Origin of the sequence: Wolbachia endosymbiont (group A) of Conops quadrifasciatus, assembly GCF_964027015.1 — a bacterium.
GTDB lineage: Bacteria > Pseudomonadota > Alphaproteobacteria > Rickettsiales > Anaplasmataceae > Wolbachia.
The window spans coordinates 335,618-357,971 of sequence record NZ_OZ034722.1; the positions used below are offsets into that span (position 1 = coordinate 335,618).

At 34.8% G+C, this 22,354-nt stretch carries 19 protein-coding genes, 1 rRNA gene and 1 pseudogene; 12 read left to right on the forward strand and 9 right to left on the reverse strand.

Going from position 1 to position 22,354, the window contains the following annotated elements:
* Positions 1 to 28 precede the first annotated feature (28 nt).
* Both AAGD69_RS01685 and AAGD69_RS01690 read right to left on the reverse strand, forming a co-directional pair.
* Complete coding sequence (locus tag AAGD69_RS01685) at positions 29 to 856, reverse strand: EndoU domain-containing protein (protein ID WP_341812368.1); 828 nt, start codon at positions 854 to 856, stop codon at positions 29 to 31.
* Positions 857 to 910: 54 nt separating this feature from the next.
* Positions 911 to 2,110, reverse strand: coding sequence for a phosphoglycerate kinase (locus AAGD69_RS01690; protein ID WP_341812369.1), 1,200 nt, complete (start codon positions 2,108 to 2,110; stop codon positions 911 to 913).
* 288 nt (positions 2,111 to 2,398) lie between these two features.
* On the opposite strand from AAGD69_RS01690, the gene AAGD69_RS01695 reads away from it, so the two are divergent.
* Both AAGD69_RS01695 and lepB read left to right on the forward strand, forming a co-directional pair.
* Complete coding sequence (locus AAGD69_RS01695) at positions 2,399 to 3,211, forward strand: transposase family protein (protein WP_410529853.1); 813 nt, start codon at positions 2,399 to 2,401, stop codon at positions 3,209 to 3,211.
* Positions 3,212 to 3,570: 359 nt separating this feature from the next.
* Positions 3,571 to 4,317, forward strand: coding sequence for a signal peptidase I (gene lepB, locus AAGD69_RS01700; protein WP_341812626.1), 747 nt, complete (start codon positions 3,571 to 3,573; stop codon positions 4,315 to 4,317).
* Positions 4,318 to 4,320: 3 nt separating this feature from the next.
* Here the strand turns inward: lepB and hscA are convergent, their stop codons facing one another.
* Genes hscA through iscU form a run of 4 tightly spaced genes read right to left on the reverse strand, consistent with a single transcriptional unit; the run spans position 4,321 to position 7,332 of the window.
* Entirely contained in the window at positions 4,321 to 6,096 is a 1,776-nt protein-coding gene (gene hscA, locus AAGD69_RS01705; RefSeq protein WP_341812370.1) for a Fe-S protein assembly chaperone HscA, read from the reverse strand.
* Positions 6,074 to 6,532 carry an iron-sulfur cluster co-chaperone HscB C-terminal domain-containing protein gene (locus AAGD69_RS01710; protein WP_164224977.1) on the reverse strand — a complete coding sequence of 153 codons (459 nt, stop codon included), beginning with the start codon at positions 6,530 to 6,532 and terminating at the stop codon, positions 6,074 to 6,076. The genes hscA and AAGD69_RS01710 overlap by 23 nt, the downstream gene beginning before the upstream one ends.
* Positions 6,525 to 6,929 carry a HesB/IscA family protein gene (locus tag AAGD69_RS01715; protein ID WP_341812371.1) on the reverse strand — a complete coding sequence of 135 codons (405 nt, stop codon included), beginning with the start codon at positions 6,927 to 6,929 and terminating at the stop codon, positions 6,525 to 6,527. The genes AAGD69_RS01710 and AAGD69_RS01715 overlap by 8 nt, the downstream gene beginning before the upstream one ends.
* Before the next feature lie 10 nt (positions 6,930 to 6,939).
* A complete protein-coding gene (gene iscU / locus AAGD69_RS01720; RefSeq protein ID WP_114516867.1) occupies positions 6,940 to 7,332 on the reverse strand; it encodes a Fe-S cluster assembly scaffold IscU in 393 nt (130 codons plus the stop codon).
* Between the two features lie 203 nt (positions 7,333 to 7,535).
* Between iscU and ftsY the strand changes: the two genes are divergently transcribed.
* Positions 7,536 to 8,447: a signal recognition particle-docking protein FtsY gene (ftsY, locus tag AAGD69_RS01725; protein ID WP_341812372.1), complete on the forward strand. Its 912-nt coding sequence runs from the start codon at positions 7,536 to 7,538 to the stop codon at positions 8,445 to 8,447.
* Here ftsY and radA read toward each other — a convergent pair.
* From radA to AAGD69_RS01740, 3 genes and pseudogenes are all read right to left on the reverse strand, one after another.
* Positions 8,434 to 9,777, reverse strand: coding sequence for a DNA repair protein RadA (gene radA / locus AAGD69_RS01730; protein WP_341812373.1), 1,344 nt, complete (start codon positions 9,775 to 9,777; stop codon positions 8,434 to 8,436). The genes ftsY and radA overlap by 14 nt on opposite strands.
* 250 nt (positions 9,778 to 10,027) lie before the next feature.
* Positions 10,028 to 11,051 (reverse strand): annotated as a pseudogene (locus AAGD69_RS01735) (IS110 family transposase).
* A gap of 1,047 nt (positions 11,052 to 12,098) precedes the next feature.
* The gene (locus AAGD69_RS01740) at positions 12,099 to 12,713 is read right to left on the reverse strand and encodes a hypothetical protein (protein ID WP_341812627.1); all 615 of its coding nucleotides are present in this window, start codon (positions 12,711 to 12,713) and stop codon (positions 12,099 to 12,101) included.
* Between the two features lie 153 nt (positions 12,714 to 12,866).
* Between AAGD69_RS01740 and AAGD69_RS01745 the strand changes: the two genes are divergently transcribed.
* The 9 genes from AAGD69_RS01745 (at position 12,867) to atpG (ending at position 22,342) form a co-directional block, all read left to right on the forward strand.
* Positions 12,867 to 14,370 (forward strand): 16S ribosomal RNA (locus AAGD69_RS01745).
* Between the two features lie 100 nt (positions 14,371 to 14,470).
* On the forward strand, positions 14,471 to 14,848 hold the full coding sequence (gene sdhC / locus AAGD69_RS01750; RefSeq protein ID WP_341812374.1) for a succinate dehydrogenase, cytochrome b556 subunit: 378 nt from the start codon (positions 14,471 to 14,473) through the stop codon (positions 14,846 to 14,848).
* A complete protein-coding gene (gene sdhD / locus AAGD69_RS01755) occupies positions 14,845 to 15,201 on the forward strand; it encodes a succinate dehydrogenase, hydrophobic membrane anchor protein (protein ID WP_341812375.1) in 357 nt (118 codons plus the stop codon). Before sdhC ends, sdhD begins: the two co-directional genes overlap by 4 nt.
* A gap of 76 nt (positions 15,202 to 15,277) precedes the next feature.
* The gene (locus tag AAGD69_RS01760) at positions 15,278 to 16,540 is read left to right on the forward strand and encodes a hypothetical protein (protein WP_341812376.1); all 1,263 of its coding nucleotides are present in this window, start codon (positions 15,278 to 15,280) and stop codon (positions 16,538 to 16,540) included.
* A 117-nt stretch (positions 16,541 to 16,657) separates the two neighbouring features.
* Complete coding sequence (locus AAGD69_RS01765) at positions 16,658 to 17,956, forward strand: sugar phosphate nucleotidyltransferase (protein ID WP_341812377.1); 1,299 nt, start codon at positions 16,658 to 16,660, stop codon at positions 17,954 to 17,956.
* Positions 17,957 to 18,089: 133 nt separating this feature from the next.
* The gene (locus AAGD69_RS01770) at positions 18,090 to 19,319 is read left to right on the forward strand and encodes a lipoprotein-releasing ABC transporter permease subunit (RefSeq protein ID WP_341812378.1); all 1,230 of its coding nucleotides are present in this window, start codon (positions 18,090 to 18,092) and stop codon (positions 19,317 to 19,319) included.
* Positions 19,312 to 20,043 (forward strand): hypothetical protein, encoded by a 732-nt coding sequence (locus tag AAGD69_RS01775; protein ID WP_341812379.1) that lies wholly within the window; start codon positions 19,312 to 19,314, stop codon positions 20,041 to 20,043. The genes AAGD69_RS01770 and AAGD69_RS01775 overlap by 8 nt, the downstream gene beginning before the upstream one ends.
* Positions 20,040 to 21,260 carry a heme biosynthesis protein HemY gene (locus tag AAGD69_RS01780; RefSeq protein WP_341812380.1) on the forward strand — a complete coding sequence of 407 codons (1,221 nt, stop codon included), beginning with the start codon at positions 20,040 to 20,042 and terminating at the stop codon, positions 21,258 to 21,260. Before AAGD69_RS01775 ends, AAGD69_RS01780 begins: the two co-directional genes overlap by 4 nt.
* Positions 21,261 to 21,469: 209 nt before the next feature.
* Positions 21,470 to 22,342, forward strand: a complete 873-nt coding sequence (atpG, locus tag AAGD69_RS01785) for an ATP synthase F1 subunit gamma (RefSeq protein WP_341812381.1) — start codon at positions 21,470 to 21,472, stop codon at positions 22,340 to 22,342.
* Positions 22,343 to 22,354 lie beyond the last annotated feature (12 nt).

Below are 22,354 nucleotides of genomic sequence, written 5' to 3' on the forward strand. Positions count from 1 at the left end.
TCATTTGTTCACCCTATTGGTTTTGAAATTAAGATTTATTGCAACTACAATTAGTACTCTTATCATCACATTTTGGTGTTAAGTCGGGATAGAACGTAAGTATAGAATCATTCTTTCTTACAAACACTGATTGATAATTGTCATCTTCCATTTCATATAGGCACATTCCATCTTTTCCTAATTCCTTGAACGCCTTAGTTGCAGAAATTAAAATATCATCGGCATGAAGGTTATATGCGTATCCATTTGGGCATTTAACTTTCACTTCCCCATCCTTACCCAAATATTTCATTCCAAATGTATAAACTGGTGGCTTAATATCTGATTTATTGCATAGGGACTTATCATTCCAAATTGCACCTGCCCATTTATCTTCTTGAGCTTCAACATATCTACCTACAAAATGCATACCACCTAATTTATCGTTTGGCTCACCACAAAAAATATGTCCAAACCCTATAGTTTCTTTTTCACTTCCACTATTTGTAAACCAAATGTTAGCCAGTTCATCTTTAAATAACTCCAAATCCGCATCTGGCGTAATCACTTGATGATCAAGCTTATCATATATTCCTTTCACTACTTCTTGATGCTGCGGACAACTAAGTAAAATTTTGAAATCTTCTTTATCTGGATGTGCTCCCCAATCTCCACAAACTTTCAACACTCCTCTATCGAAGTCAGTTAATTCTGGAAACGGTGGTATATAACCTGGTTGTGAACTGAAAAATGGTTCAAAATTGACCTTAACATTTTCTTCTACATAACTGGTGTGAAAATAATGATCCTTAATATAAAAAATAAATCCTATTATCGGTATTATTAAACACAAAATTAGTTTAACTGTCTTCGACATAATCAAGTTCACAAAAAAGCTAGCTTATAAGAAACAATTTAAAAAAGTTTTAATCTAATGTTGAGTGCATTTTTGCAGAGCAGCAACTCCCGGCATTTCATCACCACCCAGCCAACTTAAAAACGCTCCTCCACCAGTGGAAACACATGTAAAATCCTTATCGGTAAGGCCTGCAGCGCTTACTGCAGATAGACTATCACCTCCCCCTATTATGCTGGTTAACTTTCCTTTGTGCGTTAAGTCACTTACGACTTTCATTACCCCTATTGTACCACTTGCAAAAGCTGAATGTTCAAAAACACCAATAGGTCCATTCCACAGCAGAGTCTTACTGCTTGCTATTATACTGCTTATTGTACTCAAAGTTTGTGGTCCGATATCCAAAATTATATCACCATCCAAAATGGACTCAGTTCTTCTTGAAATACTAGTGCTGTAATCAGAGTTTACTGCAACCAGAACGTCTTCTGGCACAACTATTTTGCAATTGTTTTTATTTGCTGTTTCAACAATATTATGTAGAAGGTCGTCAACACCATTTTGAAAGAAAGATTTTCCTATATTTACTTTGCTAAATAACAAAAAATTATTAGCAATTGCACCTCCGAGAACTAGGTAATCAACCTTTTCTGTTAGCTTTATAAGCATTTTTATCTTAGTTGACATTTTGGCTCCCCCAACTATCGCAGTAATAGGTTTAGTTTTAAACGATACAGCTTTTTCAAGATACTTTAGCTCATCTTGTAAGCAAAATCCCGCGTAGGAAGGTAAAAACTCTGTAATGCGTGAAATAGAAGCGTGAGCTCTGTGAGAGCAAGAAAATGCATCATTTACATATATATCCGCTAGAGATGCTAGTTGTTTGGCAAAATTTGAGTCACTCTGCTCTTCCTCTTTATAAAATCTTAGATTCTCTAGTAATATTATATCTCTTGCATCCATAGCACTCACTGCTTTTTGCACTTTTTCACCAACGCAATCATCAATGAATTTCACTTTTTTATTTAGTAACTGCGATAAAGTGTCAATTACATTTTTTAGTGACAGATTATTGTCTCTGGCCTTTGGGCGTCCGAAATGCGATATAATAATAATCTTTGCACTTGCATTAACTAAATACTCAATAGTAGGCAATGCTCTCAAAATACGAGTGACGTCACGAATTTCTCCATCTTTTATAGGAACATTGAAGTCAACTCTGAGTAAGACGGTTTTATTGTGAAGATCACAATTTTCTATACTAGGTATATTCATTGTAAAACTAAAGCTATAAAGCCACTATACAGCAGTTTGACCTAAAGTAAAGTTTTAAGTTTACGAACGTTTAAGGAAATTTGCATCCAGATGGTGTCATGAAAGTAGCTGACACTGGTTCACTCTATAATGGTGTCATCCAAGTAGCCGACACTGGGATCCAGGTTGCTTACAAGCAAATTAGCATTAGACCTGCTGCAAAAGGTGATTGAAAAAATAATGTGAGAGAAGTAGAAGAAGAATAAGCAGATTGAGTAAGGTAAAAAAATGAGCTTTAGTTACTATAACATGAAGAAACACCCAAGAAACTTTCGTAATATAACAGGTTTAACTATAGAGGAGTTCGAAAAGGTAGTGGAAAAAGTTAGGTCTGGGTGGGAAAGAGTTGAAAAACAGAAAAAGTGCCATGGTAGAAGATCACAACTACCAACTCTAGAAGATAAGTTATTTTGCGTAATTTTGTACTATCGCACTTACATAACACATAGATTTTTAGGGTGCCTGTTCAATGTTCACAACGCAAATGTATGTAGGTTACTGAAGAAAATAGAGCCATTACTTGCCAAAAAAGTTACTATAACAAAAGATAGAAGTATGACACCAGAAAAAATACTGAAGATTCTGGCTGATGTTACAGAACAGCAAATACAGAGACCAGAAGATAGTAAAAAACGGAAGAAATCATATTCAGGAAAAAAAAGAACCAACACTATGAAAACTGAGATTATTATCGAAGAAGGTGGAAGAATTTTATCAGTGTCAAATTCATATCGTGGTAGAATTAATGATTTTCGCATAAGGAAACAAGAAAAATATTTACCAATCGATAGCATAAAATATGCCGATTCTGGATATCAAGGTTGGCAAAAATTGCAAAGCAATGTTATAATTCCATATAAAAAGTATCGTAAAAAGCCATTAACTCCAGAGCAGAAAGAGCATAATAGAAGATTAGCATCATTTAGAATGAGAGTAGAAAATAAGATCCGTGAGATAAAGATATTTAAGATTATGTCTCATGTTTACCGCAATTTTCAGAAAAAATACAACCTGAGGTTCAATATTATTGCTGGTATTGTGAATCTTAAGCACGCCTTTTAGTTAACCTTGATTTTAGTCACCCTCCTTTCCTTCTTTTTATTGCTTGATTCTCAGCAGGTCTATAGAAAGTGGTTACAACGTTTTCGATGAGATTGCAGGAACCAGTGTCAGCTACTCGGATGACACCATTCTTTTTTCTGGATCTCAGTGTCAGCTACTTTCATCTGCCACCTGCAAATTGCAATGTTCGTAGAGTTATGTGTCACGCTACTTGGATGACACCATTGAAAGAAATGAACCGCCTTTTCAAAATTGTTTTGAATAGAGGAATAACATTCACAAGTAAAATTTCATATTACCATTTTTTAATTTATGTATTATAATAAGCTTAATCTATAAGAAAAACAAAGTTGGAAAAGTTGGAAGAACTAAGCAAAAACTGGGTGATAAGAACGGGAAGATTTTTATCTTCATTGTTTTTTTTACTGTTGATTGCGCTATCAATACGTAGTTTTTTATTCGAGCCATTTCATATACCTTCTGGTTCAATGAAAAGCACCCTACTTGAAGGGGATTACATTTTTACTAGTAAATATTCATACGGTTACAGTAAACACTCATTTCCATTTTCTCCAAACATTTTTAGCGGCAGGATTTTTTATACCCCTCCAAAGCGTGGCGACATAGTAGTTTTTAAACCCACAAGAAATGACAGCATCAGGTTTGTTAAGCGAGTAATAGGAACACCAGGTGACAAAGTGCAAATGATAGAGGGAGAATTATACCTAAATGATCAGAAAGTAGAGCGAAGGCAAATTGAAAGTTTTTTTGATTATGAGTCAAATCATAACATACCAAGATATATAGAAACGCTTTTAAGTGGCAAGGAGCATGAGATTTTGGTAGATAACATTTCTAATAAGCTATCATATAACACTCCGGTTTATTATGTACCTAACGATCAATTTTTTGTTATGGGAGACAATAGAAATAATTCTTTGGATAGCAGGTTTCCTGAAGTTGGTTTTGTACCAATGGAAAATATCATTGGGCGTGTAAGTATAGTTGGTTTATCGTTTAAATTGGGGAAGGTCGATTGGTTACCATTTAATTTCAGGTTACCTGTTGCTCTGAGATTTGACAGGATATTGCATAAAGTTGTGTAAACTCTACCTATCTGTTAATTCACATAATTCTAAAGCAGAACTTTCTAACTCAGCGATAGCGTTGTTAATTTCATTCAAGTCATTGCCTTGTAAAGCGTTTTTTGCGTTTTGTAATAGGTTTTTCAACTTTTGATCAGTGGAAACATTTTCAACTAGATGTATGAGCTTGTTACAGTTAATTTTAGCCTCTGCAAGGGAACGAGCCTTCATATCTTCATCAAAGCTGTTTATTGACTGGTTAACCATATTTTGAACATCAGCTTCACTCAAGCCAAAACTTGAATTTACTTCAACTGTCTGCTCGATTCTGGTAGCTTTTTCTCTTGCAGTAACAGTCAAGATTCCGTCAACGTTAACTGTAAATTCTATTTCAATTCTTGCAGAACCTGCAGGCAGTAGAGGTATACCTTTTAGTTCAAACTGCGCTAGAGATTTGTTATCCTCTATCATTTCACGTTCTCCCTGACAAACGTGAATTTTCATTGCTGTTTGCCCATCAACATAAGTTGTAAATTCTTTTATCTCTGAAACTGGTAGTGGCGTATTTCTTGGTATGATTTTTTCAACTATGCCTCCCATAGTTTCTATGCCAAGTGATAAAGGTAGAACATCCAGGAGAATATTCCTATCTTTTGAGCTCGAAGTTAAATCATGAGCCTGCAGAGCTGCCCCAATGGCAACTGCTTTATCCGGATCCACGTCATTCAGTACTTTATTTCCAAAGAGTTTGACTAGTGAATTTTGAACCAATGGTGTTCTAGTTGCACCACCAACTAAAATTACTCCTTTTATATCATCAATTTTAAGATCTATATCGCTTATAGTACGAGTGACTATATTGATAGTTTTACTAACCAAAGGACTTATTGCCTGTTCGAACTTTTCTCTAGTTATTTCACATTCAAATGGCTTGCCGTTAATGTTAAAGCCAAAAGTGCCTGATGCATTTTCACTTAAGTATTCTTTCGCGGTACGGATATTGCAGGTTCCAGCGTTATTTGTTGGAATGACATTAAGGTGTGTTGTCGACTCCTTGTTTAAACCTACTTTTTCTCTATACTTATCAAGTACAATTGAACTTAGTAGGTGATCAAAATCATCACCGCCGAGTTTGGTATCACCACCAACCGCAAGGACTTGAAACACTCCTTGATGTAATTTCAATATTGAAATATCAAATGTTCCTCCACCAAGGTCATAAACTGCATATATTCCACTGTTATTGTTCTTTTCAATGGAGTAAGAAAGCGCTGCAGCGGTTGGCTCGTTAACGAGGCGAAGAACTTCTATGCCAGCTAATTTTGCTGCATATTTAGTTGCGTTACGTGCTGAATCGTCAAAGTAAGCTGGCACAGTAATTACTGCTTTTTTCACTTTTATCCCTGTGGATTTTTTTACCCTCTCGCATAAAGCTTTTAATATCTCAGCAGAAATCTCAACAGGAGTAAGATACTTCTCCTCTGAGCATTTTACTCTAATAACTTTTTCACTTTCGTTATCTATTTCAAAATTGAGGCCTTCTTTATTTAATTCTTCAACACTTTCACCCATTAAACGCTTTATTGAGTAGATTGCATTTTGACCGACGTCACAGCCAGTTTTCAATGTATTATTTTCATAAGAAATAACAGAAGGCAGTAGCTCTCTTCCCTGCTCATCTTTAAATATCTCCACGTTGCCAGCTTTATTTACCATGGCAATTAAAGAATTGGTAGTACCAAGATCTATACCAAAAACTACTTCACTTGAATTTGGTTCAGAAATTTGAATTGGTTGCATTCTTTTTCACCTCCTCAAATGACTTATATAAATATTTCAATCTTAAGACTTGTGTAGCAGCTCCATCAAAATTCTTTACAGCAAAAGTGTTAATTAGGTTTTTAACGCAATCTTTTATTTTTTCATCAACCATCCTACTTGCAAATTGTAGATCATCGCAGTCCAGCAAATATTCTCTTATTTCCATTGATTCATTTAATATTTCGGAATTTGGATGATCCTTTGGGCTTTCCACACCAAAAAGATTCAACAAATGCTTGGCACGTTCTAGTGGTGACTTCAGCACTTGATAAGCTTTGTTAATATTAATTATATTTTTAGATTGTCCTTCGTTTATATCAGTCCTGCTTAGCTCAATATATTTTTTCTCTAACTCATCAAAGCTGATATTGAAAGTTGGTTCAATTTCAAACAATGTAAAATAGCTGCTAGACATGAAAACTCTCTCCACAACCACATTTTCCTTTCTCATTAGGATTTTTGAAAACAAAACCCGATGAAAATTTTTCTTCTATATAATCCATTTCAGAGCCAAGAATAAACATGACAGATTTTGGATCGATCAACACTTTAACTTTTTGGTCATCACTGCAGTTTTCCTCAATCATCGACTCTAAAGGACGAGTATCATACGCATATTCAATATCATATTTTAAACCAGAACATCCTTTTTGTTTAATTAGCACTCTTATTCCTATTGCTTCTTCCGGTTTCTCAAGGTTAGTATGCTTCTTTTGGTCCAATAAATACCTTATCCTTTCTACTGCTTTCACAGTTATAGTAATAAGTTTTTTATCTTTCTTTATAGCGTTTACTCCTTGATATTCACTCATGCTTTAGTTCTCAATGTCCACCTTTACTTTGTTTGCTTTGATAATCATGAATAGCAGCCTTTATAGCATCTTCAGCAAGCACCGAGCAGTGTATCTTCACTGGAGGTAAAGACAACTCTTCCACTATTTGAGTATTCTTTATCTGTGTAACGTCACTGATGGTTCTTCCCTTTATCATCTCTGTTAACAAGGAACTTGAAGCAATGGCAGAACCACAACCAAAAGTTTTAAATTTTGCATCTTCAATAACACCTTTGTCATTGACCTTTATCTGCAATTTCATTACATCACCGCACGATGGTGCACCAACTAAACCAGTACCAACATTTGGATCATTTTTATCCAGAGAGCCAACATTCCTTGGATTTTCGTAATGATCTAAAATTTTCTCATTATAACTCATAAAATTACCTATAAACCACTGCCCTACATTATAACATACTTAGGTTAAAAACTAAAGGAAAACAGTCGTTTTACGTGTATTTTACTTTCAAAATTCCCGTAAAACGACTGTTTAACTTTACAAATACACATAATACGTGTATTTCTTTACAACCAGCGTCTCTATGTTATCATTAAGTTTATAATTTAAAAAGGAGTATTCCCTTGAGTTTGTTTAGTAACCTTTATAAAGGCTTGTTAAAAACTTCTTCTCGCTTTAGCGACGGGGTGAAAAGTATTTTTTCTGGCAAAAAAAAATTAGATCAGTCGCTTTTAGATGAGCTAGAAGAATTGCTAATTAGCATGGATATTGGTCATAAAACTTCTAAGTTGATTATCGATAGGCTCGCAAGCATCAAATTTGACAAGGAAGTTGAGCATAATATCATCACACAGCAGTTAATGAACGAAATAGAAGCTATATTAAACCCTGTCGTGCAACCGTTAATTTTAAACAGAAAACCACACATAATAATGGTATGTGGAGTAAATGGTAATGGTAAAACCACAACTATAGGTAAGCTCGCATATAAATATAAGGAGATGGGAAAGTCCGTTATGCTTGTTGCATGCGATACATTTAGAGCTGCTGCTAGTGAACAATTAAACATTTGGGCAGAACGTTCTGATTGCTTGATTATTACTGGAGAGCATGGTAGCGACTCTGCAAGTGTGGCATATAGAGCTGTAAGTCAAGCTATAAAAGATAACGTTGATGTTGTTCTAATTGACACAGCAGGAAGGCTGCAAAATAATGTGAACCTTATGGAGGAGTTATCAAAAATATATAGAACGATAAAGAAATTGGATGACACTGCCCCTCATGATGTTATTTTAGTTCTTGACGCAACTACTGGCCAAAATGCTTATAGCCAATTAGAGGCATTTAGTAAGATGGTTAGTGTTACAGGGTTAATCATAACAAAGCTAGATGGCACTGCTAAGGGCGGAGTAGTAATTGGACTTGCAGAAGCTTATAAGGTAAAGTTACATGCTATAGGAATTGGTGAAAGTATAGAGGACTTAAAGGAGTTTACTAGTAAAGAGTTTGCTGAAGCATTATTTAATTGTAATTAAAAATTTCTCTTAATTCCCTTACGTGACCAAGCTTAATTATCTCAATATCATGAGAAGAGTAATTACCATTTTTAGGCATAATTGCTTTTTTGAATCCTAACTTTTGTGCTTCTTTTAGTCTAAGATCAGCATACGAGACATTCCTAATTTCTCCAGAAAGTGCAACTTCACCGCAGATTATTGAAGAAGTTGGCAGCGGTAAATTTACTACACTTGAAATAAGGGAAGCAGCAACAGCAAGATCAGCCGATGGTTCCTGTATTTTCAATCCTCCAGCGATGTTTAGGTACACTTCTTTATCATGCAAAAACATTTTACAGCGAGCATTTAGCACCGCGATGATCATAGCCAATCGATTAATATCCCACCCAACTACTGCCCTTCTTGGGGTTGCCATATTAGTCCCTGCTATCAACGCTTGAACTTCCATTAAAATTGGTCTTGAACCTTCAATTCCTGCAAATACAGCGCTGCCAACTACTTCTCTGTCATGGGCCATCAGAAACAATGATGATGGATTATCAACAGGCACAAGTCCTGCTTCAGACATCTCAAAAACACCAATTTCATTTGCAGGACCAAATCTATTTTTAATAGTGCGTAAAATACGGTATTGATTGCTATTTTCACCTTCAAAATATAATACCGTATCTACCATATGCTCCAAAGTTTTAGGTCCAGCTATTTGTCCATCCTTAGTTATATGACCAACTATTAAAAGAGAAACACCATATTGTTTCGCAAGAATGGTTAATTCATGGGCACAAGTACGAACCTGAGTTACAGTTCCTGGTGCCGATGTAATTCTGCTATCATACATTGTTTGTATAGAGTCAATTACTAAGAATTTAATACTTTTATTTTCCTTTATTGTTGCTACTACATCAGTTAAAGACACTGTAGATAAAAGCTTGATTTTAGGTTCATTTATCTTAAGACGCTTTGCTCTGAGACTCACTTGCTCTAAAGATTCCTCGCCAGATACATAAAGACATTCAAAAGAGGAAAGTTGCACAACATTAGCTGCAATTCTAAGCAAAAGGGTGGATTTTCCAATACCAGGTTCGCCTCCAATTAAAATGCTAGCACCTTGAACGATACCCCCACCAAAAACTCTATCTAATTCTTCTATTCCTGTTAGAAAACGACTTGGAGTGATAATTTCGCTACCCGATAACGTCTTTATTAAAATTGGCGCAGATATACTTCTTTTGCCCGTTTTTACTGCTATTTCCTCAACAACTGTATCCCAATTGTCACATGCGATGCACTTTCCTACCCACCTACCAGTGCTATGACCACAGGATTGACATACATATACAGTTTTCATCAAAGCCAAAATTATTTTGTTGTAATTGTAATAAAAATTAGCTGAATAGGCGAAGTAAATCTAAACACTGAGTCTCACAAACGTTTTGGTGCGAAGATAATTGTCATAAGTTGTGCCATTTAAATTCATGCACAATAATTGCACGAACGCTTCCCTCTAGGATCCAAGCAGATACCGTCTAGTTAGTCAACAAGAAAATTACAAAATAAGGCAATATTTCATATAAGATTGAAAGTATTTTTTTTAACAATCAGCTAAGTAAACCTTCCTCCAACAGCTTTGCCCTGTAGTTTTTGATATGATCTGGATCAAAAGCCTTCTTTGAACCTTAGAACACCAAAAACAATATGGAGTAACTTATGCATCGCAGCTCCCACAATGGCCATATTATGCTTGCCTTTTTCTTTTAATCTCTTGCAAAAAGTCATAATAATAGGATTGTGATTTTTAACTACTATAGCAGGAAAATACATTGCCTTACGTAGTGTTCGTGAACCTGATTTACTTAATCTGGGCTTGGCATATACAGAGGAACCTGACGTTATATTTCGTGGTATAGCTCCAGCATATGCTGCCAATTGCCTGGCATTTCTAAAAGCTTTTATGTCAGGAACTTCAGCTAAGATAGCTATTGCTGATTCCTCTCCTATGCCTGAAATAGTTAATAGAAGTTGAAAATTTTCCAACAACTCTTTGTGTTGCTTTAATAGTTCACGTATGGAGTTTTTTATTGTTTCTATTTTTTGAGCTATATTCATTGCAAGGTCTTCCCAAGCATTTGTAACTTCTTTAGGCAGTCTCTCTTTTTTTTCTAAGTGGTTATTTACTAATGTCAATTCATCTTTTAACGCAGCCGAGCAACGATAAAGATGTTTTAATTTTTTTAACTCAGGAGAAGGTGGTGTCCAACGAGTTGGTTCCTGTCTTTGTCAGTAATCAGCAATAATTTCCGCATCGGTCTGATCATTCTTTTGTCGTACAAGCTTACTTCTTGCATAAGATCTTATGCAAGAAGGATTTACAACACTTACAAAATGTCCAGCATTGTGTAGAAATTCAGCCAGAGCTTCACTATAACAACCAGTAACTTCCATACAAGCTTTCACTTGCTCTACGTTATGTTTTTGTAGAAAGCTCTGCAGACCTTGAAACCGATTATCATCGTTCTTAAAGCTTCTTTTCCTAGTTTCACGTTTTCCTTTTTTACTTATAAATGAGAGAAAAACATCAAAGCGATCTTTTGATACATCTATTCCCAGAAAGTTGTTGATCATATATAACCCCATACGTTACCATTAAAAATGAAAAGTAAGGCTATTCTTGAGGATATAGAATTAGAACCATTTAGGTCTTTCTACGATACCTTCCAGCCTATACCTTTGAGAAGGGAGCTCTTATCTACTTGACAGATTTTATATCTAAGCCCTATGACAGAGTGCTTCCCTTCTCCATCTAATGCTTAAGCTTAAAACATTAGATGCTTTTTACAAGATACAAGTGCTATGACCACAGGATTGACATACATATACAGTTTTCATCAAAGCCAAAATTATTTTGTTGTAATTGTAATAAAAATTAGCTGAATAGGCGAATTAAATCTAAACACTGAGTCTCACAAACGTTTTGGTGCGAAGATAATTGTCATAAGTTGTGCCATTAAATTCATGCACAATAATTGCACGAACGCTTCCCTTTAGGATCCAAGTAGCCCATTTTCCTGTCATTCCAGTAGCATCCTTTTTTTGTCATCCCAGTGCCCAGACACTGGGATCCAGTTCTTATTACCTGGTGTAAAGTTAAGTTTCCTGGATTCCAGTGTCAAGCACTGGAATGACATCATAGGGGCCACTCGGATGACAAAGGAGGGCAGTGTCACGCGCTGCCCAGTTCATTTGGTTACAAACATTAAGAAATTTACCAAGCGAAAAAAAAGGCAAAAGAAACACTGGTCATTGTCTATTTTCAGTATTGGCGTTTTTTAATTCTTAAATACTGCAATTTAGCTGCTTTTAAATGCAACTAACCTTAGCTACAAATGTTTAAGAAATTTACCAGGCAGAAAAAAAAGGCAAAAGAAGCCCCGTGGTGCGAGTTTTGACCCTATAATAATTTAAACTGGCACTGTAATAATGTGCTAACGCTTAAAATAAGCGCGATTTGGCTGAATGTAGAAAAAATAAAAAAGACATACAGCCGCTATAATTTTATGTAATTCGCCAATAAATACCCTTATTATCATAATAAGGGCGCTGGCGGAGTTTGTCAAGTAGTTTTTCGTTTCTAACGGTTGTTGCCAAAAACTATACAAAAAGTCTAATGAGTTAACTTCCATATATCCTGAGTAGTTCTTGTGCATTAGCTTTGATTAGGATAGGGCATTTTCTGTCATTTAATAGGGAACGCAATATTTCAGTTGCACCTTTAATGTCGTTATTATGTATCTTTACTACAGCGATAGCTTCTTGGCTTGAATAAGGATACACTGCACTTGATTCTAAATTATCAATTTTATCTTTATTTATTTTTTTACCGTTGGAGTGAAGTAAGCTCATTACCTCTAAGTATTGTGCTAACTCACGCAAAACATTAGGAGCATCTTTATCATCTGCCAAATCATTATAAATAGATGCTGTGTTTGTTGGCATTGAATTTGAGATATGATTGAATGCGTGTTCAAAATTTGCTAAATACCCCCAATTTGAATCTATTTCTTCTAGCAGCGGCTTATTATCTTTTTTAAAGAATAATACTTCGTAAAACTTGTCACCCGCAGTTATAGATTGTTTTGTGTTATCAATGTTGCGCAATAAGTATAATGTGATGCCAACTAACATTGGTGCGAGTGCAAGCAGAAAGATGTATTTTTTCATGGTAATATTCCAAATAGTTATATATTTATACATTAATGCTTTTAATTTGCAAAAACATATTGACATAGTGATTATATCACATAATAATACTCTCAAAGTTGTTTGAATAGTTGGAGATTAAAATATTTCTAAAGTAGAAATAAAGACAGCAGTATTAAGCTAAATTATTTTTTGTCGGATTTATCCGATGTACCCTCAATCTTTTATAGGTTGAAGTCTAAATTTGAGAGTTTGATCCTGGCTCAGAATGAACGCTGGCGGCAGGCCTAACACATGCAAGTCGAACGGAGTTATATTGTAGCTTGCTATGGTATAACTTAGTGGCAGACGGGTGAGTAATGTATAGGAATCTACCTAGTAGTACGGAATAATTGTTGGAAACGGCAACTAATACCGTATACGCCCTACGGGGGAAAAATTTATTGCTATTAGATGAGTCTATATTAGATTAGCTAGTTGGTGGAGTAATAGCCTACCAAGGCAATGATCTATAGCTGATCTGAGAGGATGATCAGCCACACTGGAACTGAGATACGGTCCAGACTCCTACGGGAGGCAGCAGTGGGGAATATTGGACAATGGGCGAAAGCCTGATCCAGCCATGCCGCATGAGTGAAGAAGGCCTTTGGGTTGTAAAGCTCTTTTAGTGAGGAAGATAATGACGGTACTCACAGAAGAAGTCCTGGCTAACTCCGTGCCAGCAGCCGCGGTAATACGGAGAGGGCTAGCGTTATTCGGAATTATTGGGCGTAAAGGGCGCGTAGGCTGGTTAGTAAGTTAAAAGTGAAATCCCGAGGCTTAACCTTGGAACTGCTTTTAAAACTGCTAACCTAGAGATTGAAAGAGGATAGAGGAATTCCTAGTGTAGAGGTGAAATTCGTAAATATTAGGAGGAACACCAGTGGCGAAGGCGTCTATCTGGTTCAAATCTGACGCTGAGGCGCGAAGGCGTGGGGAGCAAACAGGATTAGATACCCTGGTAGTCCACGCTGTAAACGATGAATGTTAAATATGGGAAGTTTACTTTCTGTATTATAGCTAACGCGTTAAACATTCCGCCTGGGGACTACGGTCGCAAGATTAAAACTCAAAGGAATTGACGGGGACCCGCACAAGCGGTGGAGCATGTGGTTTAATTCGATGCAACGCGAAAAACCTTACCACTCCTTGACATGGAAATTATACCTATTCGAAGGGATAGGGTCGGTTCGGCCGGATTTCACACAGGTGTTGCATGGCTGTCGTCAGCTCGTGTCGTGAGATGTTGGGTTAAGTCCCGCAACGAGCGCAACCCTCATCCTTAGTTACCATCAGGTAATGCTGGGGACTTTAAGGAAACTGCCAGTGATAAACTGGAGGAAGGTGGGGATGATGTCAAGTCATCATGGCCCTTATGGAGTGGGCTACACACGTGCTACAATGGTGGCTACAATGGGCTGCAAAGTCGCGAGGCTAAGCTAATCCCTTAAAAGCCATCTCAGTTCGGATTGTACTCTGCAACTCGAGTACATGAAGTTGGAATCGCTAGTAATCGTGGATCAGCATGCCACGGTGAATACGTTCTCGGGTCTTGTACACACTGCCCGTCACGCCATGGGAATTGGTTTTACTCGAAGCTAACGACCTAACCGCAAGGAGGGAGTTATTTAAAGTGGGATCGGTGACTGGGGTGAAGTCGTAACAAGGTAGCAGTAGGGGAATCTGCAGCTGGATTACCTCCTTGGGCTTTGCGCATAACTTACCATTTTTAATGATGGTGTTGTTATGTGCTATACTGCTGTCTTTACTTCTACTTTATTTTAATTTCCCGATAACGGAATTTTATGAGTGATAGGCCTCTTTCTCCACATTTACAAATATATAAAGTACAAGTTACTACTTTTTTCTCTATTATGCACAGATTGACTGGTATCTTGCTATTCCTTTTATTAATGATACTTTCTTGGTATTTCATATTACATGTTTACTTTCCTGAGTTACTTATAGTAAGGTACTTAAATGCATTATTATTCACTCATGTTGCTAAATTAGCTTATGTCTTATGTTTTATAAGTTTTGTATATCATTTTCTTAATGGTATTCGTCATTTATTGTGGGATGTTGGGCTTAATTTAGAAATTACTGGCGTTTCAAGGAGTGCTATACTGCTGACAGTAACGCTACTTCTTTCTACTATTGCTTTTTTATTTATGTTTATATGAGTCAATCTGGAAATTCAGTACATCATTGGTGGGTCCAGCGTGTTTCTGCGGTAATTTTACTGCTCATGTTTCCTTGGTTTATCTATTCATTTTCTTGCGCATTTTATACTGATAGCTCTTTGTCTTTTAGTGAAAAATTTATTAATCACCCTCTAGAGCTTTTATTTTTTGTTGTATTGTTGTTTTGCATTTTTTGGCACGCAGTTCTTGGAATGCAGGTAGTGTGTGAAGATTATATACACAGCGTATCTCTAAGGATTTTTACAATTACATGCATAAAGTACTTATCAAGCATTACTTATATAACCCTCGCTTTTACAATCTTTGTCTTTTACAGGCATATTTTCTTGTAAAATTGCCAATTCTGTGTTAATATATTATTAGTGTACTAGTTTTATCATTGAACTATAGCGATTTTGGTTTAGCAATATGTTAGAGACATTGAAAAAGTGGGGAATAGATCTTACGCTAAAGGTGAAGGATCTATTTAGTTCATCTGAGTCTCAAGTTTATGTCAAAGACCTTAGAAAGGTAATGATATATGAGGATGGACGAAAGTGTCAATATCCAAAAAATTATTATCAGATTGTAGATTCTGGGAGAGTTGTAAAAAAAAATGACAAGCTTGTAAAAGATAAAGACGGAAATCCAGAGTACCAGCTTATATATAATGAATACAAATTTGATCTAGCCTTGGTTAAGGAAATTGATAAAAAATCTTACTTTACTATTGACTTTTTAGTTAGTAAAGGTAGGCTTGAGGTTAATGATTATAGTAAATTTTATAAGCCATTTAAGTTTTCAAAAATAGATCTTGAAAAACACTTGCCGGTCTTTGAGGTTGATACTAAGTTACTTAGATTAACTAATTCTTCTTTTCTTGCTAAAAAAGGTTGCTTCATCAATGATGACACGGGAGAAGTTGATGAGAAAGATAGAGATGAAAAAGGAAGAAATGGAAAATTACTATACGCTAGTGATTACAAGAAGCTAAGCACCCATTTTTTAGAAATTAGAGATCAGGATGGTAATCTAGAGCTAGATAAAAGTCTTATATCTGTTCCTATCGTTTTTGCTACAAGCTTGGCTAAAGTTTGTACTAAATTGTTGACCTCTCTTCCTATAAAGTTAGGGGAGTATTTAATAAGCGAACAAAACCCAATTGCAAAGTCTTTTGGCTATCTTTTGTTCACCCCTGCAATGGCAGTAAAAAATTTAGTGAATATGGGAGCTACCATACTTAAGGCTCCAATTTTATTATTTGTAGCAGATAAAAAGAAGTATGGTGATGCTTACTTCACTATGTGGAAACACCAATTGAAAGGATGTTGGGAAGAAGCAAAAGGTGACTTTAATGTTATTAAAGGTGGAGAAAGGCTAAAGCCAGGGCAAAAGGATCATAAGCCACTTAGTATAGTGGGCACATGGGATGAGCTTAACGCTAGAAGGCCAGGTATTGAAAAAGACTTAGAGAAGCCGTCAAATAAAAGTAGTGAAAGTATAGATAAATCTAGAGAACCAGATATTGGAAAAAGCTTAAAGAAGGAGAAGTTGCAAAACAAAAGTAATGAGAAAATAGCTGCGTTTAAAAAAGCAGATGTTGAAAAAGTGAGTGATACTCCTCATGTTAATGAAGTACTAAGCAGACGGAATTCATTGCAAGACGAAAGAATTCAATTACCTTCTCGCTAAACGGCCACTACTTTAAATTAACATTTACTTTCTTTATTAACTATTCCACAACAAAAACTTGCATGCATTTTACTCTTAGTATAAGATGTTAATTATTTAATTAATTTTCTTAACTATATGCGCCCTGTAATACTATGTGGTGGTAGTGGCAGCAGACTTTGGCCTTTATCGAAGCCAAAGCAATTTCAAAAAATATTTAGCCATAACACTATGTTTCAGAACACTTTATTGAGGCTAAAAAGTGGTTATATGCCACCCATAATTGCCACAAATATACAGTACGAGTCGTTAGTGAAGAAGGAGTTGCATGCGCTGCGAGAATATAAAGTGATTTTCGAACCAGTGAAAATTGGAACAGCAGCAGCGATATTAATTGCTGCGCTTCTCTGCAATGAAAACGAGATAATGTTAATTCTGCCTTCAGACCATTTTATAGGTGATTTGAATAATTTTTATGCTTCCGTTGAGAAAGCGTCTAAGTTAGCCTCTGAGGATGACTCTATAGTTACTTTTGGAGTCAAACTTCATGAATTCGATTCTGAATACGGCTATATAAATGCAGTTTATGATCATAAGGAAAAGTATCATATAGTAAAGGATTTCATAGAGAAACCTGAGCATGTATTAAGTAATAATTATTATTGGAATTCTGGAATATTTGTGTTCAAAGCAAAACGCTATATAGATGAGATCAAAAAATCTGCTCCAAGTCTTTATAATTTATGTTTTGCAAGTGTGAAACATTTCATACCGCAAGAGAGATTTCTGTATTTAAAACAACGAGATTTTGCAGGAATTGAAGGCATATCTATTGATTACTTGGTAATGGAAAAAGCAAAGAACATTACAATGGTAGAGGCTAATTTCGATTGGTTGGATGTTGGAACTTGGAATTCAGTTTTAGAATTGAGTGAGAAGTTTAGCAAAGAACCGGTGTCATTTCAGCATGTGATTAGAGAAAAAGAACCAGTTTCAACGACAGAAAGTAATAAAAATTTATTGGGTGGAGCTTATAAGCAACCAAACAAAAGCCTAATATCGTTTATTAATAAGGTTAAGAAAGCAAAAGCGATAAGAAGAGAAATCAAGCCATGGGGATTTTATAGTATAATTTTAATGAGCGAAAATTTTCTTATAAAATATCTTTTTATAAATCCATTAAGCTACACTTCTAAGCAATTCCATCACTATAGAGATGAATACCATATAGTACTATCGGGAGTTGGATATATTAGTTTAGGCGACAAAGAATATGCTATAGTAAAAGACCATATGATAGAAATCCCAAGGGAAGTTTCCCATAGGATTGAAAATAGAAGCACAAGCTCTCCACTTGAAATAGTTGAATTTCAGATAGGAGAGCATTTATCTGATAATGATATAGTGAGATTGGATGATGTATATGGAAGATTTTGAAATTCTAATTTTAAAGATACTCTATAAGTCTGCTAAATTTAAAGGAGTAAAAATATCTAGTTTTCAAATAAAGAAAAGTCTACAATTATACGAAGTTTCAAGAATATAATGTTTAACCTCAAAATATTTTGTAATGTCCATTGCCTTTGAAATTACTATGGCTGCTTACTATTTGCGAGCGAAAAATGCCAGATTTTGCTCTATAACGACTTTGTTCTCTATTATCGGCATTGCCCTTGGAGTTGCAACACTAATAGTGGTGATGTCTGTGATGAACGGATTCAGAGCAAAGTTGCTTGACTCAATACTTGGCATTGATGGCCATATTAATGTTTATTTTGATAGGAACATAAATTCAGATTACTGCACAGTTTCGAAATCTATTGAGAAAATTCCTGGTATATTAAAAGCTACTCCTATGACCAATGATCAAGTTATTATTGTAGCAAATGGTAAAATTGCAGGTAGCGTAGTGCGAGGTGTGTCAACTAAAGATTTGCTTGATAGTACTACCATTACAAATAATGTAATTATAGGTGATGTAAAAAAATTTGATGAAGGGATAATAATAGGAGCACGATTGGCAGAAGCTTTGAACGTTGACTATGGCGACAAAATTACTTTTATATCATCTGAAGAATTTGATGCATTACTTGGTGAAATGCCGCGAATGAAAAAATATAAAGTTATAGCAATATTTGATATGGGTATGTTTGAGTATGATAATACCTTGATATATATGCCTCTAAAATCAGCACAAGCCTTTTTTAATTATGAAAATAGCATAAAAAATATAGAAGTACTTGTAGACGACGTTACTAGAGCTGGTAAGCTGGCAGATGCTATAGAAAAAGAAATAGGAATGAAAGCTGAAAGTTGGCAATCACAGCAAAGCCATTATTTTAGTGCTTTAAAAACTGAAAGAAATGTGATGTTTTTAATTCTTACTTTGATTATAGTTGTAGCAGCGTTTAATATTATCTCAAATTTAATGATGATAGTGCAAGAAAAGAAATCCGCGATTGCAATTATGCGTACATTTGGTGCAACAAGTGTAAGCATTATGCGCATATTTTGCGCTTGTGGTCTATTAATCGGTTTTACGGGAACTTGTCTTGGCTGTATTATAGGTGTCGTTTTTTCTCTCAATATCGAAAGTATTAGAGTGTTTTTAGAAAACATTACTAACGTCAAGCTGTTTGATCCTATGATATACTTTTTTTCAAGTTTACCGGTGATATTAATCCCTCAAGATGTAGTAAGTATTTCTGCACTTGCGTTACTCTTATCATTTTTAGCGACAATTGCTCCTGCATTGCAGGCAGCTGCACAAGATCCTGCGGAGATACTACGTTATGAATGATACTCAGCAAAAGTACATAGGTTGGTTCTTAATTGTATTGTTATTTACCGGTTACATTACAATAAATAACATAATCTTTTTAAAAATAAGTCAGCAAGAAAGCGAAGACAATATAAATGTTTTAACGGAAAAAATAGATGAATTCAGAATGTCACTTGAAGTTAATCAATCCAGGGTAGAAAAAAAGATATTTGACTTAAAGAGAGGTCTGCACACTCAATGTGAGCAAGGTGATGGTAGCTCAAGGCATAAGAACCTCGCAAGATTGCTGCTACTTGTAGTTAAAATGAAGAATTCGTTATTGCGAGAAGCAAAATTTGATAATCATATAAATTCAATAAAGCCTTTGATATCAGAGCTTGATGATCCAGAGATAGAAAATGCAGTAAATGAATTGGAAAGTTTGAAAGAGATAGATACTTTACGTGAGTTGAAGTTATCTTTTGAGAAGACCATTGCTGTTATTAACTACAATAAAAGTACATTGTCTAAAAAAATCATTTCAAACTGGATTAGAATACAAGATAAAAATGACCCATTAAGGGCAAAATTCGCAGAAATTGAGGAGTCAATAAACGATAATGATTGGCAAAATATAACTGTTAAAGTAAGCAATTTAACGCATTCAGAATTCAAGCCATGGCTGAATAAATTGAATGGTTTTATTGTAGCTTCTAAGAATATTTCAACAATATATCATCACTTATTACAATATATCTCATGATTTATTTTATAATTTTCGCTCTTTCGTTTTTATTTGGCATATGGGTCAAGGTAAGTGGTGAAGTAATAAAATTGGAATTAGGCAATTACACTATAAGTATTGATCTATATTTCATTATTTTTACTTGTGTAGTTTTATTATTTTTATTAATTACACTTGTACGCTTTTTTTCCTCCATTTTATCAACATTTGCCAACATAAGAAATAGAAAAAGGGATAGGGAAGAATTGCTTCTCTTTGAAGCTTTCTTTAGCATAGACTTAAACAATATAGAGAATGCCCAAAAGGTAGTTAAAAGTCTAAATGAGAAGAGCGATAGGTTGTCTTTAATAAAGCTCTTTAACTCAGGTAAGACGGGAAATTACAGCTTTTTCAGTAACGGTTTAACAAATATTGCAAATAAAAATTGTAACTTAGCTCTACTTCTGGCCAATAAGCTGATTGTTCACCTCAAACAAGAAAAAGTAGTCTTTCAAAAATTTATAGAATATTGTTCTAGTTCAATTAATGATAAAATGCTATCTATTCCCTTTCAAATAGAGCATTGCATATTGAAAGAAGATTGGATTAATGCGATTTTGAGGTTAAAGGAAGCAGTTAAGTTCAATATTTTTCTTCCATTTGACCATAAAGAAATGTTTGCAGTTTTTTATTGTGCTTTGGCAAAACAATATGAAAGTAAAGGGGATTTTAAAGGAGCTATAAAGTCTTTATTCAGAGCACAAAGTTATTATGCAACCTTTCGCTCCATCAATTATTTAAAAGCAGAATTATATATTAAACTTGGAAAAATTAGAAAAGCTTCTGCAGTGCTAGAGGCAGAATATGCAGTAAACCCTACTCCTCAGTCAGCTAAAATGTACATCAATTTAAATAGTAAAGGTGCTGAAAGACTATACAACTTACGCCCTGATTATTATTTTAGTTACTGTTTACTTGCTTTGTCCTCAATGAGTTCAGGTAAATATGATCTTGCAAGTCAATATTTAGACACTGCTATGAAAAAGGCTAATTACATGTCAATCTACTTTATTGTAATACAACTTAAGGTTACATTGCAAGAACACGACAAGGTAATTTATTGGCTAAACAAGATGGGCTCAGAAGCTTTGCCTGATCCGGGCTGGAAGTGTAAAAATTGTAACAGAGAACTAAAGCAATGGGATCATAAATGTTCAAATTGCAATAGTTTTAATTGCGTTTATTATATATTATAAGGTTCCACAAAGTGTGATGATAATAATATATGGGAAATTACCATCAAAGACCTCTATTGAACAATTTTTGGAGTAGATCTCTTAATATAACCCTTATTTCAAAATAATAAACCTGCAAGTTTTTTAGTTAGACTTGGTTCTAATGTCAAAAAAACTTGCTTTTAGACACTAACAATTATATATTTTAATAAATCAGGGTTGTATACAAAATGAAGAGCTTAAAGGAATTATCCTTAAGAATTAAGAATATTAGGTCTGTACAGAAAACCACGAAAATAATGCAAATGGTTTCTGCAGCAAAGTTATTACAAAGCCAAAAGAAATTATCAAATTCAAAATTATATATATCTAAGCTGCATAGCATTATTTCTTCATTAATGCTATCAGTTGATCAAAAATTACTGGCAAAAATTCTAAATATCAGTAATGACGGTTCTTACCTAGTATTCATTGTTGCGTCTGATCGTGGCTTGTGCGGCAACTTTAACTCTTCTATTGTCAAATTTAGTCAAGAGCGTGTAAATAAGTCAATCGCAAATGGCAAAAAAGTAGATATTGTATTTCTTGGTAAAAAAGCTTTTGATGTAGGTAAAAATAGATTTGACTCTAAAAGTATCTTAAAAATTGAAAATAGTAAGGGGATCACGTTAAAGCACGTAGAAGCTTTGTTTGATGGTATAGATTTAAGTAAATACGATAAAGTTAAAGTTTTTTATAGTAAATTCTATAATACCTTCACGCAAAAACCAATGTTGGAAACAATAAAACCATGGAGTGAAGACTCATCCTTGATTGACAACTCTCTGGCTGGTCCAACAACAGATTACGGCTATGAGTATGAACCACAAAATATTGAATTTATTTTAAAATCTTTGGTTCAAGATTACGTTGTAATTGCTCTTTACTCTGCTTTGCTTGAAAGTGCAACAAGTGAGAATAGTGCTAGGATGGTTGCTATGGAATCAGCAAGCAGAAACACTAAAGAGATGCTGAACAAACTAGTATTGCTTTATAATCGTTCTCGTCAAGCAGCAATTACAACTGATTTAATTGAAGTTATAGGTGGTGCAGAGTCTTTATAAAAATCTAAGGAA

Bases quoted from the DNA above. Each gene is read 5' to 3' on its own strand.
- AAGD69_RS01685 (WP_341812368.1), bottom strand. From the start codon at position 856: ATGTCGAAGACAGTTAAACTAATTTTGTGTTTAATAATACCGATAATA.
- AAGD69_RS01690 (WP_341812369.1), bottom strand. From the start codon at position 2,110: ATGAATATACCTAGTATAGAAAATTGTGATCTTCACAATAAAACCGTC.
- AAGD69_RS01695 (WP_410529853.1), top strand. From the start codon at position 2,399: ATGAAGAAACACCCAAGAAACTTTCGTAATATAACAGGTTTAACTATA.
- hscA (WP_341812370.1), bottom strand. From the start codon at position 6,096: ATGCAACCAATTCAAATTTCTGAACCAAATTCAAGTGAAGTAGTTTTT.
- AAGD69_RS01710 (WP_164224977.1), bottom strand. From the start codon at position 6,532: ATGTCTAGCAGCTATTTTACATTGTTTGAAATTGAACCAACTTTCAAT.
- AAGD69_RS01715 (WP_341812371.1), bottom strand. From the start codon at position 6,929: ATGAGTGAATATCAAGGAGTAAACGCTATAAAGAAAGATAAAAAACTT.
- iscU (WP_114516867.1), bottom strand. From the start codon at position 7,332: ATGAGTTATAATGAGAAAATTTTAGATCATTACGAAAATCCAAGGAAT.
- radA (WP_341812373.1), bottom strand. From the start codon at position 9,777: ATGAAAACTGTATATGTATGTCAATCCTGTGGTCATAGCACTGGTAGG.
- AAGD69_RS01740 (WP_341812627.1), bottom strand. From the start codon at position 12,713: ATGTCAATATGTTTTTGCAAATTAAAAGCATTAATGTATAAATATATA.
- sdhC (WP_341812374.1), top strand. From the start codon at position 14,471: ATGAGTGATAGGCCTCTTTCTCCACATTTACAAATATATAAAGTACAA.
- sdhD (WP_341812375.1), top strand. From the start codon at position 14,845: ATGAGTCAATCTGGAAATTCAGTACATCATTGGTGGGTCCAGCGTGTT.
- AAGD69_RS01760 (WP_341812376.1), top strand. From the start codon at position 15,278: ATGTTAGAGACATTGAAAAAGTGGGGAATAGATCTTACGCTAAAGGTG.
- AAGD69_RS01765 (WP_341812377.1), top strand. From the start codon at position 16,658: ATGCGCCCTGTAATACTATGTGGTGGTAGTGGCAGCAGACTTTGGCCT.
- AAGD69_RS01770 (WP_341812378.1), top strand. From the start codon at position 18,090: ATGTCCATTGCCTTTGAAATTACTATGGCTGCTTACTATTTGCGAGCG.
- AAGD69_RS01775 (WP_341812379.1), top strand. From the start codon at position 19,312: ATGAATGATACTCAGCAAAAGTACATAGGTTGGTTCTTAATTGTATTG.
- AAGD69_RS01780 (WP_341812380.1), top strand. From the start codon at position 20,040: ATGATTTATTTTATAATTTTCGCTCTTTCGTTTTTATTTGGCATATGG.
- atpG (WP_341812381.1), top strand. From the start codon at position 21,470: ATGAAGAGCTTAAAGGAATTATCCTTAAGAATTAAGAATATTAGGTCT.